The following is a 12,106-nucleotide window of genomic DNA, read 5'->3' on the forward strand; positions in this document are numbered from 1 at the left end:
GGCCAGGCCCGACAGCCCGAGCCCGCCCGTCCGCCCGAGTCCCGCTGCGGGCCCACTCGCCGTACCGGCTCCGCCGGATGCGTCGGCCGGGCCGGCTGTGCCGGTCGGGTTCGTGGGTGGGGTTGCGCTGGTTGGTGCGATGCCGGCTGTGGACGCGCTTGCCCCGCTGGTTCGGTCGGGTGCGTCGGCCGGGCCGGCTGTGCCGGTCACCATCGTTGAGCCCGGCCCGGCGGCCGGGGCGGCGATCCGGGCCGGAGCGATCCGGGCCGGAGCGATCCGGGCCGGAGCGGGAGCCGCGCTGCCGCCGTCGTCGGTGACGGTGACCTCGAGGTCGCTGCCGTGGCGCCGCACCCGGACCTCGACGACGGCCGCGCCGGGGGCGTGCCGGCGGACGTTGGTGAGCGCTTCGACGACAACCCGGTGCGCCGTGCCGCCGATCTCGCGCGGGACCGACGCGGCCAGATCGGCGTCGCAGTCGAGCCGGACGCGGGCCGGGCCGGAGGCGGCGAACCGCTCGACCAAGCCTGGCAGGTCCGCGAGTCCCGGCAGCGGCCGGACCGCATCCGCCCCAGCCCCAGCCCCGTCACCATCACCGTCGGAGCTGTTGAGCACCTGCACCGTCCGGTCCATCGACGACATGGCGCGCAGACCGGCCGCCTCGATGCGGCGCAGCGCGTCGCCCGCCGGGGTGCCGGCCGGGGCGACCGTCCCCGCCGCCTGGGCCTGAGCGATCATCTCGCTGACGTCGTGGGCGACGTAGTCGTGCAGGTCGCGGGCGAGCTCCAGCCGTTGTGCCCGGCGGGCGGCGGCGACGGCGCGCACCCGGCGGTCGTGCTGGTGCCGCAGCAGGAGTCCGGCGCCCGCCGCCGCGATCGGCGCAAGCGCCCAGAACGCCACCGCGTACACCGCCTCCAGCGTCGACAGCTCGTCGGGCGCGCCGCCGTCGGTCGCGCGCAGCAGGCTGGTGGCGCCGCCCAGCCCGGCGAGCACGGCGGCCGGCACGGCCGCGCGCACCGGAGCCCATCGCGCACACGCGCCGGCCAGCACCGACAGCACCGCGAGCTCGACCATGCCCCACGGCGGCGAGCCCGGCCACGGCCCGGCGAGATGGGCCACCGTCGCGGCCAGCGAGACCGCGCCGGCGCCGCCCGCGCCGCACGGCAGCCAGGCGCGCGACGCCGGCCACCACAGCAGGATCACCACGGCGACCACAGCGGCACATCCGAGCGGCACCGCCCACGGCCGCGTCGCGCCCAAGACGCCGGCCGCCACGACGACGGCTCCCGCGAAGGCGAGGCGCCACGACCGGTCCGGCATGCCGCCGAGTCTAGGGAGGGCGCGGCGGCCGCACCCGTGTCGAACGGCACATCCGCGTCCGCCGCCGCCGCGCGAAACCGGCCGATCGGCATCTCGTCCACACCCTGCCGGCTCGGAACGCTGGAGCCATGACGACGACCATCAGCACCACCGCACCGGCCCGGCCACCGGGCCCCGTCCGCCAGGCGATCCGGGCCTGGCCGGCCTGGACCCCGTACGCCGCGGCCGTCTGGTCCGCCGGCTACGGCCTGCTCGGCCTGCTCTGGGCCCTCGGTGTTGACGGCTATCCGTTCGGCCCGGGTGACCTGCCCGACGGCCGCGAGGAGTCCATCCTCGGCGGGTCGACGGCGGCCGGCACCGGACCGTGGATCGCCGGCCTCGGACTCGCGGGAGTGGCGGTTGCCCTGGGACTCGCCCGATCGCCCGCGCGCGGCATCGTGCGGGTTGCCCTCGCAGGCTGGGGCTGGGTGAGCGCCTTCCTGTTGGTGGTGCTCGTGCCGGACCAGCGTGTCCTGACCGCGGTCGCCTACACCCCGCTGGCGCTGGTCGGCATCCCGTTCGGCTGGCCGCCGGTGAGCTACGCCGAGTTCGTCGAGAAGGTCTACCCCTGGCCGAACGTCAATCAGTGGATCTGCGTCGCCGGCGGGCTGCTGTGGGCGGCGGCGACGCTGGCGTTCCAGCGGCGGACGGCGCGCGCGTGCGTCCACTGCGGCCGCCGGCCGGGGCACGCGCACAGGTGGACGTCGCGGGCGAGCGCCGCGCGCTGGGGCCGCCGGGCCGCGTACGCCGCCTTCCTCATGCCGTTCGGCTACGCCCTCGTGCGCTGGGCCTGGGCACTGGGCGTCCCGCTCACCATCAGCCAGGAGTTCCTCGACGAGTTGCACCGCAGCGGGATGGTGTGGGCCGGTGCCTACCTCGCGACGTTCGCCGCGGCCGGCGGCGTCCTGACGCTCGGGCTCACGCAGCGCTGGGGCGTCATCTGGCCGCGGTGGGTGCTCGGACTCGCCGGCAAGCCGGTGCCGCGCGCGTTCCCGCTGGTCTTCGCGACGATGGTGGCACTGGCACTCGCTTCGGGCGGGTCGGTGATCCTGCGGCTGACGGACTGGTCCGACCCGGCCGACTGGGCCGCCAACCCACTGATGGTGCTGGCGCCGTGGGCCGTGCTGCTCGGGGTCGCGACCCTCGGCTACCACCTGCGCACCCGCCCCGCCTGCCGCGTCTGCGAGCGCGACTGACCCGCGGGCGGTGGCGGCGAAAAGCCGTCGCGCACGGGCCGGGCGGCACCATACGCTCGGCCCGATGCGCAGTCCCGAGGCGTCCAGATCCGAGCCACCGGCCGTCCGGTGGCTCGCTCGACGCTGCCCGCACTGACTCGCGGCGCGCGCTGACTCCACCCGGTCCGGCCGGCCTCGCCGTCGCCGTTCCTTCGGGTCTCGTGGAGTCTCCTCATGCCTGCTGTCGTCCATCTGCTCGCCCTGGCCGTGTTCGCCCAGGGCACGTCCGAGTTCATGCTCGCCGGCCTGGTGCCGGAGATCGCCGCCGGGTTGTCCGTCTCGGTCCCGGCCGCCGGGTCGCTGACCTCGGCCTACGCCGTCGGGATGGTCGTCGGCGCCCTGGCCATGGCGCTGCTGAGCCGTCGCTGGTCGCCGCGTACCGCGCTGCTGGCGTTCCTGACGGCGTTCCTGCTCGCCCACGTCGTGGCCGCCACGACCGGGAGCTACGCGGTGCTCGTCGCCACCCGCGTGGCCGCGGCACTGGCGAACGCCGGCTTCCTCGCCGTCGCCCTGACGGCGGCCGCCGCCCTGGCCGGGCCGCGAAACACCGGCCGGGCGACGTCCGTGCTGCTCAGTGGCGTGACCGTCGCCTGCGTCGCCGGTGTGCCGGGCGGTGCGCTCCTCGGCCAGCACTGGGGCTGGCGCGCGCCGTTCTGGGCGGTCGCGCTGCTGTGCGTGCCGGCGCTGCTGGCGATCCGCCGCTCGGTCCCGCGCCGTCCCACCGACGGGGGCCTGACGGCGGCGGCTGCTCGCGCCGAGCTGGCGGTCCTGCGCCGGCCCCGGCTGCGGCTGATCCTGCTGCTGGGCGCGCTGGTCAACGCCGCGACGTTCGGCGCGTTCACATACCTCGCGCCGGTGGTCACCGACGCCGCGGACCTGGGGGAGGGCTGGGTGCCGCCGGTGCTGGCGCTGTTCGGCCTGGGTGCGTTCGCCGGTGTGACGATCGGCGGCCGGCTCGCCGACCGGCCCGGCCTGCGCCGTCCCCTCACCCTGGTGTCGACGGCGCTCCTGGCCGGCTGGGTGCTGCTCGCCCTGCTGGCGCACGTGCCCGCCGTCGTCGTCCTCGGGGCCGGCGTGCAGGGGACGCTCTCTTTCGCGGCCGGGTCGGCGCTGATCGCCCGGTCGATCGCGGCGGCGACCGGGGCACCGCGGCTGGCCGGCGCGTACGCGACCGCAGCGATGAACGTCGGCGCCGCCGCCGGCCCCTTGCTGGCCGGAGCGGCGCTCAGCACCGGAGCCGGGTACCGCTCGCCGCTCTGGGTGAGCGCCGCCCTGGTCGCCGCTGCCGCCGTCGTCGCCGGGCTCGCCACCCTCTCCCCGCGTAGAGGTGCACGACGGCGGTGACGGCCGGCCCGAGCGCGACGGTGCTGGTGACCTGGCTGGCCGCGCCCAGCCACACCCAGCCACACCCAGCCGCACCCAGCCGCACCCAGCCGCACCCGGCCGCACCTAGGCGTTGATCTTGGAGTAAGTGCGGAATCAATGGGGCGAATCGGGCGGAAACTCCGCCGTTTCTCCAAGATCAACGGGGAGAGGGCGAGACGGCGAGGCGGGCGAGGCGGCGAGGCGGGAGGCGGGTCAGCCGTCCTCGGCGCTGCGCAGGACGCCGGTGAGGTGCTCCGCGGCCGCGAGGACGGCGGGCGCGTGCACCCGGCCGGGCTGGCGGGTGAGGCGTTCGATGGGTCCGGAGACCGAGACGGCGGCGACGACGCGGCCGCTGGAGGACCGGATGGGCGCTGACACCGATGCGACGCCGGGCTCGCGCTCGCCGACGCTCTGGGCCCAGCCGCGACGCCGGACGGCGGCCAGCATGGTCGCGGTGAACCGGGCGCCCTGCAGGCCGCGGTGCATGCGCTCGGGCTCCTCCCAGGCCAGCAGGACCTGCGCGGCGGAGCCGGCGAGCATCGTGACGGTGGCGCCGACGGGGATGGTGTCGCGCAGGCCGCTGGGCCGCTCGGCGGCGGCGACGCAGATGCGCTGGTCACCCTGGCGGCGGAAGAGCTGCGTGCTCTCTTGGGTGGCCTCGCGGAGCCGGGCCAGGACGGGGCCGGCGGCCGCCAGCAGCCGGTCCTCGCCGGCGGCCGTGGCCAGCTCTCCGAGCCGCGGACCCAGGACGAAACGACCGTGCAGGTCGCGAGAGACGAGCCGGTGGTGCTCCAGCGCGACGGCGAGCCGGTGGGCCGTCGGACGGGCCAGGCCCGTCGACGCCACGAGGTTGGCGAGGGTGGCCGGTCCTGCCTCGAGGGCGGACAGGACCAATGCCGCCTTGTCTAGAACGCCGACTCCGCTAGAGTTGTCCATGACTCGATATTGCCATCTCAACATACGAGATCGCAAGTGTGTGTATCCACACAGATGGCGCGACGACGAACGGAGCAGGTGATGGGCCAGACCCTGGCGGAGAAGGTGTGGGACGCGCATGTCGTGCGTCGAGCCGAGGGTGAGCCGGACCTCCTCTACATCGATCTTCATCTTGTCCACGAAGTGACCAGTCCGCAAGCCTTCGACGGCCTGCGACTGGCCGGCCGCCCGGTGCGCCGCCCGGATCTGACGCTGGCCACCGAGGACCACAACACCCCCACGCTCGACATCGACAAGCCCATCGCCGACCTCACGAGCCGCACGCAGATCGAGACGCTGCGGCGCAACTGTGCGGAGTTCGGCGTGCGCATCCACTCGCTGGGCGACGTCGAGCAGGGCATCGTGCACGTCGTCGGCCCGCAGCTGGGGCTGACGCAGCCGGGCCTGACGGTGGTGTGTGGCGACTCGCACACGTCGACGCACGGGGCGTTCGGCGCGCTGGCGTTCGGCATCGGCACCTCTGAGGTCGAGCACGTGCTCGCCACCCAGACGCTGCCGCTGCGGCCGTTCAAGACGATGGCGATCAATGTCGAGGGAACGCTGTCGCCGGGCGTGACCGCGAAGGACATCATCCTCGCGGTCATCGCCAAGATCGGCACCGGCGGTGGTCAGGGCTACGTCCTCGAGTATCGCGGCGAGGCCATCCGCGCGCTGTCCATGGAAGCGCGGATGACGATCTGCAACATGTCCATCGAGGCGGGCGCCCGGGCCGGCATGATCGCGCCCGACGAGACCACCTTCGCCTACATCGATGGCCGGCCGCACGCGCCCAAGGGCAAGGAGTGGGACGCCGCGCTGGAGTACTGGCGCACGCTCTACACCGACGACGACGCCGAGTTCGACGTCGAGGTGAGCATCGACGCCGACGCGCTCGAGCCGTTCGTCACGTGGGGCACCAACCCGGGCCAGGGTCTGCCGCTGTCCGCGTCGGTGCCCGACCCCGAGAGCTTCGCCGACGAGTCCGACAAGGCCGCCGCGCGCCGGGCCCTGGAGTACATGGCGCTCGAGGCCGGTACGCCGCTGCGCGACATCGCCGTCGACACCGTCTTCATCGGGTCGTGCACCAACGGCCGCATCGAGGACCTGCGGGCGGCCGCCGCCGTCGTCAAGGGGCGCAAGAAGGCCGACACCGTCCGCGTCCTCGTCGTTCCTGGCTCGGCCAAGGTCCGGCTGCAGGCCGAGCAGGAGGGGCTGGACAAGGTCTTCACCGAGTTCGGCGCCGAGTGGCGGCACGCGGGCTGTTCGATGTGTCTGGGCATGAACCCCGACCAGCTGGCGCCGGGCGAGCGCAGCGCGTCCACGTCGAACCGCAACTTCGAGGGCCGCCAGGGCAAGGGCGGCCGCACCCATCTGGTCAGCCCGCTCGTCGCCGCCGCCACCGGCGTGCGCGGCACGCTGTCCTCGCCCGCCGACCTCGAGCCCGTCGGCTGAGCGCCGCTTCAAGGAGAGACGTAGGTCATGGAGAAGTTCATCCGGCACAGTGGCGTGGGCGTCCCGCTGCGGCGCAGCAACGTCGACACCGACCAGATCATCCCGGCGGTGTACCTCAAGCGGGTCACTCGCACCGGCTTCGAGGACGGGCTGTTCGCGGCCTGGCGCGGCGACGAGACGTTCGTTCTCAACAACCCGGCGTTCGCCTCCGGCTCGGTGCTCGTGGCCGGGCCCGACTTCGGCACCGGCTCGTCGCGCGAGCACGCCGTCTGGGCACTGAAGGACTACGGCTTCAAGGCCGTGCTGTCGTCGCGGTTCGCCGACATCTTCCGGGGCAACTCGGGCAAGCAGGGTCTGCTCACCGGGCAACTCAGCCAGGACGACATCGAGCTCATCTGGAAGGCGCTCGAGAACGCCCCCGGCACCGAGGTGACGGTCGACCTCGACCAGCGCGTCGTCACGTGCGGCGAGATCGTCGCGCCCATGCAGGTCGACGACTACACGCGGTGGCGGCTCATGGAGGGGCTCGACGACATCGGCCTGACGCTGCGCCACACCGACGCCATCGACGACTTCGAGACGGCCCGCCCGTCGCACAAGCCGCGCACGTTGGTCTGATCGAGTTCGCCCGGACCTGCGTCGTTCATCCGGCGTTGTCCCGGGCTCCACTTCCCGTCCTCCTCGCCGTCCGCCGTCTATGGTGGGTGCGAGAACTCGCCCGCCGGGCGAGACGGCTGAGGAGCAACGGTGGGGAAGAAGAAACTGATCGACCGTATCGCCGACGGGTTCGACGGCAACCGCGAGGTGGCGCAGCACGCTCTCGACTCCGTCGTCGAGGGCATCCAGCGCTCGCTGGCCGCGGGCGAGAAGGTCGTGGTCAAGGGCCTCGGTGTCTTCGACCGCGACAAGGCCGAGGACAAGACCGACAAGGGCAAGGGCAGGAAGAAGACGGCCAAGAAGCGCACCGTCCCGACGTTCAGCCCGGCCGACGAGCTCAACGACGTCGTCGCCGGCGTGAAGAAGGCGCGTTCGCGCGTCATGGAGTCGCTGTCTCTCGTCCCGGCGCAGGCCGCGGCGGTCGCGGAGTCGGCGACCCGCTCGGTGTCGGCGGCGGCCAAGAAGGCGGCCGACGCCGTCCGCGGCGACTCCGACAAGGACGACGCCGCATCGACGGCGCCGGCCGAGAAGGCCGCGTCGACGGCGCGCAAGGTGCCCGCCAGCCGGCCACGCGCGCCGAGGAAGGCCGCCGGCCCCGCGCGCAAGACGTCGTCGACAACCAGCGCGGCGAAGAAGGCGGCGTCGTCCACGACGAGCGCGGCGAAGAAGACGGCCGCTCCGGCCGCGCGGAAGACCACGAGCGCCGCCAAGACGGCCGCGAGCCCGGCCCGCAAGACCGCCGCGACGGCGGCGAAGAAGACTGCGGCGTCCGCGCCGGCGGCAGCGAAGAAGACCGCGTCGTCCGCGCCGGCGGCGGCGAAGAAGACCGCGTCGTCCGCGCCGGCGGCGGCGAAGAAGACCGCGTCGTCCGCGCCGGCGGCGGCGAAGAAGGCGACCTCGTCCGCGCCGACGGCGACCAACGCTACGGCGTCGTCGACGGGGACGGCGGCGAAGAAGACGGCCGGCACGGCCGCTCGCAAGACGGCCACGGCGGCGAAGAAGGCGACGCCGTCGGCCGCTGCGGCCAAGAAGACCGCGGCGTCCACGACTCCGGCGGCCAAGAAGTCAGCCGCCAAGAAGTCGGCCGCTCCGGCCGCCACCACCAACGCGACGGCGGCCAAGAAGACGACCGCCACGCCGGCCAAGCGCGCCGCCGCCACGCCGGTCGAGCCGGCCACGTCGGCGCCGGGCACCACCACCCCGCCCTCGACGCAGAGCTGACGCGAGACGGCACCAGGAGCGACCCGGGGAGCCGGGCGGCCGCCACCGGGCGCGCCGCCCGGCTCTTCGCTTGCCCTACCAGCCCGAGTTGCCTGACATGCCGGCCGGCAGGCAGGGCTACTCCGGCAGGGCCGCGTCAGAGGGCGACGTCGAGCTCCTCGAGGAGCGCGGCCGTGCGCGGGCCGACGCCGAGGCGGCGGGCGTCCCAGAGGTCGACGGCGGTGTCGACGTCGCGGCGGACGGTCGGGATGTCGTCGAGCTCGAGCTCCACGGCGCCGGCCAGCCGGTGCGCCGCCCGCGAGCGGCCGCCGAACGCCGGCTCGAACACCGCGCCCGGCCCGGCGGCGTAGATGGTGGTCCCGATGCCGGCGGCGTCGGCGACGAACGACAGCGGGTGCTCCGCGGCCGCGTCCAGCACTCGCGAGAGCTCGTCCGGGCGCAGCGCCGCGAGGTCGGCCGAGAGCGTCGCGACCGCCACGTCGGCATCCGACGCCCGGGCCGCCTCGGCGCCGTGCCGCAGTGCCGCGTTGAGGCCGGCGTCCGGGGTGTCGGCCACGACCTCGGCGCCCAGCGCGCGGGCCTCGGCGGCGATCTCGTCGTCGTCGGTCACCACGAGGACCCGCGCGACGGACGGGCAGTCGAGGGCGGCCCGCACGGTGTCGGCGGCGAACGCGCGGGCGAACCTCGGGCGGGACTCGCCGACGGCGTCGGCGAGCCGGGTCTTGGCGTGCTCGGGTCGCTTGACGGGGACGACGACCGTCCAGCGCTGCGGTGTGCTCATCGGGATCCAGTCTGGCGCATCGGGCGACGCGGCGCGCCGGTGGCCGGTTCGACGCGCGCGCCTCGGGGGAGCGACACTGTCTGCGGGCATTCACGTGGGCGGAGGGAGAGGTACGTGGCAGGACCGGGTCCAGATGCGCGGGCGGAGGCGGGGTTCGCGTTCAGGTTCATCGCGGGCCTGCTCCGTCCCTTGCTCATGGCGTTCACCCGTCAGAACTGGCGCGGGGGCGAGCACATTCCGCCACCCGGCACCGGGGTGGTCGTCGCGGGCAACCACATCTCGCACTTCGACCCGCTCTCGTTCGCGCACTTCCTGTGGGACAACGGCCGCGCCACCCGCTATCTCGCGAAGTCCGGGGTGTTCCGGGTCCCGGTCTTCGGCCGGCTCATCACGGCCGCCGGGCAGATCCCGGTCTACCGCGAGTCGCGCGACGCGTCGCAGGCGTACCGGGCCGCCGTCGCCGCCGTCCGGTCCGGTGAGCTGGTCGCCATCTACCCCGAGGGCACCATCTCGCGCGACCCCGGGCTCTGGCCCATGGTCGGCAAGACCGGGGCCGCCCGGGTCGCGCTCGAGACCGGCTGCGACGTCATCCCCGTCGCGCAGTGGGGCGCCAACCACGTGCTGCCCCCGTACTCCAAGCGCATCCGGCTGCTGCCGCGCAAGACCATGTACGTGACGGCGGGGCCGCCGGTCGACCTCGACGACCTGCGCGACAAGCCGGTCGACGGCGTCGCGCTGCGGGTCGCGACCGACCGCATCATGGCCGCCATCACCGCCCAGCTGGCCGAGATCCGCGGCGAGATTGCGCCGGTCGAGCGGTTCGACCCCAAGGCCGTCGGGCTGCCGCCGGTCGGCGACCCCAAGCAGCAGCCCACCGGGCAGCAGCCGGAGCAGCAGCCGGAGGAGCAGCCGTGACCCGCGCCGCGGTCTTCGGCGCCGGCTCGTGGGGCACGGCGTTCGCCCTGGTCCTCGCCGACGCGGGCGCCGACGTGACGATGTGGGGCCGCCGGCCGGAGCTGTGCGAGGCCATCAACGACGCCCACGTCAACCCCGACTACCTGCCCGGCGTCGCGCTGCCGCCGCTCATCCGGGCCACCCACGACCCCGCCGAGGCCGCCGACCACGCCGACCTCGTCGTGCTGGCCGTGCCGTCGCAGTCGCTGCGCGCCAACCTGGCCGAGTGGGCGCCGGTGCTGCCGCCGTCGTCGGCCCTGGTCAGTCTGATGAAGGGGGTCGAGCTCGGCACGGCGAAGCGGATGAGCCAGGTCATCGACGACGTCACCGGCGCAGGCCCGAAGCGCATCGCCGCCGTGTCCGGGCCGAACCTGGCCGGCGAGATCGCCCAGCGCCAGCCGGCCGCCAGCGTCGTCGCCGCCGAGTCCGAGGAGCTGGCGCAGCAGATCCAGCGGGCCTGTCACTCCCCGCACTTCCGTCCGTACACCAACCACGACCTCGTCGGCGCGGAGCTCGGCGGCGCCGTCAAGAACGTCATCGCGCTGGCCGTCGGCATCGCCGCGGGGCTCGGGTTCGGCGACAACGCGCGGGCCAGCGTCATCACCCGCGGGCTGGCCGAGACCGCGCGGCTCGGCGCGGCCCTGGGCGCCGACGCGTACACGTTCTCGGGGCTGGCCGGGCTCGGCGACCTCGTCGCCACCTGCATGTCGCCGCTGTCGCGGAACCGCACCTTCGGCGAGAAGCTGGGCCGGGGCATGACGGTCGCCGAGATCGTCGCCGGCACGCGGCAGGTCGCCGAAGGCGTCAAGTCGTGCGAGTCCATCCTCGACCTCGCCGGCCGCCACGGCGTCGACATGCCGATCGTCGAGCACGTCACCGACGTCGTGCGCGGTGCGCTCACGCCGGCCGAGATGGTGGGGTCGCTGCTGTCCCGATCCGCCAAGCCCGAGCGTCACGGGCACTGAGGACGGGTATGGTCGGCGCGATGAACGCCTCGCAGGACCGCCGCATCAGGGTCGCCGTCGTCTACGGGGGCCGCAGTTCCGAGCACGAGATCTCGTGTGTCACGGCAGGGGGGGTGCTCGCCGCGCTCGACCCGCGCCGCTACGAGGTGCTGCCCATCGGCATCACCACGTCCGGCCGCTGGGTGCTGACCGGCGGCGATCCGCAGACGCTGGCCATCGGGAGCGGCGGCCGCATGCCGCACGTCGACGACTCCGGCGGCACCGTCGTCCTGCCCGGCCGGGGTGAGCTGGCGGTCCAGTCGCCGGGCCAGGTGCCGCGCGCCCTCGGCGAGGTCGACGTCGTGTTCCCGCTCCTGCACGGCCCGTACGGCGAGGACGGCACCATCCAGGGGCTGCTCGAGCTGGCCGACGTCCGCTACGTCGGCTCCGGCGTGCTGGCCTCGGCCGTCGGCATGGACAAGCACGTCATGAAGCTGCTGCTGGCCGGCGCCGGGCTGCCCGTCACCCGGCACGTGCTGGTGCGCGCGTCGGCGTGGGAGCCGCAGCGCGACCGCGTCGTCGCCGAGGTCGAGCAGGCCTTCGGGTACCCGGTGTTCGTCAAGCCGGCCCGCGCCGGGTCGAGCATGGGCGTCAGCAAGGTGCACGACGCGTCCGAGCTGGAGGCCGCCGTGCTGTCCGCCCGCGAGCACGACCCGAAGGTGCTGATCGAAGAGGCGGTCGTCGGCCGCGAGGTCGAGTGCGGCGTGCTCGAGGGCCCGGCCGGCGGCGAGCCCGAGGCCAGCGTCGTCGGCGAGATCCGGCTCGGCTCCGCGCACGAGATGTACGACTTCCAGGCCAAGTACCTGCCCGGCGACGACGTCGGCCTCGACATCCCCGCCGACCTGCCCGCCGACGTCGCCGAGCGGGTGCGCCGGATGTCCATCGACGCGTTCCAGGCGCTGTCCTGCGAGAGCCTCGCCCGGGTCGACTTCTTCCTCCGCGAGGATGGGTCGCTGCTGGTCAACGAGCTGAACACGATGCCGGGCTTCACGCCCACATCGATGTTCCCGCAGCTGTGGGCCAAGACCGGCATCGACTACCCGTCGCTGGTCGACCGCCTCGTCGACACCGCGCTGCGGCGGCCGACGGGGTTGCGCTGACGGGGT

11 protein-coding genes are annotated in these 12,106 nt (G+C 74.4%); 8 read left to right on the top strand and 3 right to left on the bottom strand.

Annotated elements, in window-relative coordinates; all coding sequences use genetic code 11:
* The coding region (locus tag E1212_RS00005) for a sensor histidine kinase (protein ID WP_131977229.1) at positions 1-1,317 on the bottom strand (1,317 nt) is incomplete at its 3' end.
* Positions 1,318-1,445: 128 nt separating this feature from the next.
* On the opposite strand from E1212_RS00005, the gene E1212_RS00010 reads away from it, so the two are divergent.
* Positions 1,446-2,552, top strand: a complete 1,107-nt coding sequence (locus tag E1212_RS00010; protein ID WP_131977232.1) for a hypothetical protein — start codon at positions 1,446-1,448, stop codon at positions 2,550-2,552.
* A gap of 213 nt (positions 2,553-2,765) precedes the next feature.
* Positions 2,766-3,935, top strand: coding sequence for a Cmx/CmrA family chloramphenicol efflux MFS transporter (locus E1212_RS00015; RefSeq protein ID WP_131977235.1), 1,170 nt, complete (start codon positions 2,766-2,768; stop codon positions 3,933-3,935).
* Positions 3,936-4,169: 234 nt separating this feature from the next.
* Here E1212_RS00015 and E1212_RS00020 read toward each other — a convergent pair whose 3' ends face one another.
* A complete protein-coding gene (locus E1212_RS00020; RefSeq protein WP_131977238.1) occupies positions 4,170-4,892 on the bottom strand; it encodes an IclR family transcriptional regulator in 723 nt (240 codons plus the stop codon).
* A gap of 81 nt (positions 4,893-4,973) precedes the next feature.
* On the opposite strand from E1212_RS00020, the gene leuC reads away from it, so the two are divergent.
* From leuC to E1212_RS00035, 3 genes are all read left to right on the top strand, one after another.
* Positions 4,974-6,383, top strand: coding sequence for a 3-isopropylmalate dehydratase large subunit (gene leuC / locus E1212_RS00025; RefSeq protein WP_131977241.1), 1,410 nt, complete (start codon positions 4,974-4,976; stop codon positions 6,381-6,383).
* A gap of 27 nt (positions 6,384-6,410) precedes the next feature.
* The gene (leuD, locus tag E1212_RS00030) at positions 6,411-7,001 is read left to right on the top strand and encodes a 3-isopropylmalate dehydratase small subunit (protein WP_131977244.1); all 591 of its coding nucleotides are present in this window, start codon (positions 6,411-6,413) and stop codon (positions 6,999-7,001) included.
* Between the two features lie 129 nt (positions 7,002-7,130).
* The gene (locus tag E1212_RS00035; protein WP_131977247.1) at positions 7,131-8,261 is read left to right on the top strand and encodes an HU family DNA-binding protein; all 1,131 of its coding nucleotides are present in this window, start codon (positions 7,131-7,133) and stop codon (positions 8,259-8,261) included.
* A gap of 136 nt (positions 8,262-8,397) precedes the next feature.
* Here the strand turns inward: E1212_RS00035 and cofC are convergent, their stop codons facing one another.
* Complete coding sequence (gene cofC / locus E1212_RS00040; protein ID WP_131977250.1) at positions 8,398-9,042, bottom strand: 2-phospho-L-lactate guanylyltransferase; 645 nt, start codon at positions 9,040-9,042, stop codon at positions 8,398-8,400.
* A 114-nt stretch (positions 9,043-9,156) separates the two neighbouring features.
* Here cofC and E1212_RS00045 point away from each other — a divergent pair, with 114 nt between their 5' ends.
* From E1212_RS00045 to E1212_RS00055, 3 genes are read left to right on the top strand one after another with little or no spacing between them, the layout of a single operon-like run.
* Positions 9,157-9,957, top strand: coding sequence for a lysophospholipid acyltransferase family protein (locus tag E1212_RS00045; RefSeq protein WP_203416084.1), 801 nt, complete (start codon positions 9,157-9,159; stop codon positions 9,955-9,957).
* Positions 9,954-10,961, top strand: coding sequence for an NAD(P)H-dependent glycerol-3-phosphate dehydrogenase (locus E1212_RS00050; RefSeq protein ID WP_131977253.1), 1,008 nt, complete (start codon positions 9,954-9,956; stop codon positions 10,959-10,961). Before E1212_RS00045 ends, E1212_RS00050 begins: the two co-directional genes overlap by 4 nt.
* A 20-nt stretch (positions 10,962-10,981) precedes the next feature.
* Positions 10,982-12,100, top strand: coding sequence for a D-alanine--D-alanine ligase family protein (locus tag E1212_RS00055; RefSeq protein ID WP_131977256.1), 1,119 nt, complete (start codon positions 10,982-10,984; stop codon positions 12,098-12,100).
* The last annotated feature ends 6 nt before the right edge of the window (positions 12,101-12,106 follow it).

The sequence above is a fragment of the Jiangella ureilytica genome (genome assembly GCF_004348545.1).
Classification (GTDB): Bacteria; Actinomycetota; Actinomycetes; order Jiangellales; family Jiangellaceae; genus Jiangella; species Jiangella ureilytica.

Excerpts from the sequence above, each read along its gene's own strand:
- cofC (WP_131977250.1), bottom strand. The coding sequence starts at position 9,042 with ATGAGCACACCGCAGCGCTGGACGGTCGTCGTCCCCGTCAAGCGACCC.
- E1212_RS00010 (WP_131977232.1), top strand. The coding sequence starts at position 1,446 with ATGACGACGACCATCAGCACCACCGCACCGGCCCGGCCACCGGGCCCC.
- E1212_RS00055 (WP_131977256.1), top strand. The coding sequence starts at position 10,982 with ATGAACGCCTCGCAGGACCGCCGCATCAGGGTCGCCGTCGTCTACGGG.
- E1212_RS00015 (WP_131977235.1), top strand. The coding sequence starts at position 2,766 with ATGCCTGCTGTCGTCCATCTGCTCGCCCTGGCCGTGTTCGCCCAGGGC.
- leuC (WP_131977241.1), top strand. The coding sequence starts at position 4,974 with ATGGGCCAGACCCTGGCGGAGAAGGTGTGGGACGCGCATGTCGTGCGT.
- E1212_RS00020 (WP_131977238.1), bottom strand. The coding sequence starts at position 4,892 with ATGGACAACTCTAGCGGAGTCGGCGTTCTAGACAAGGCGGCATTGGTC.
- leuD (WP_131977244.1), top strand. The coding sequence starts at position 6,411 with ATGGAGAAGTTCATCCGGCACAGTGGCGTGGGCGTCCCGCTGCGGCGC.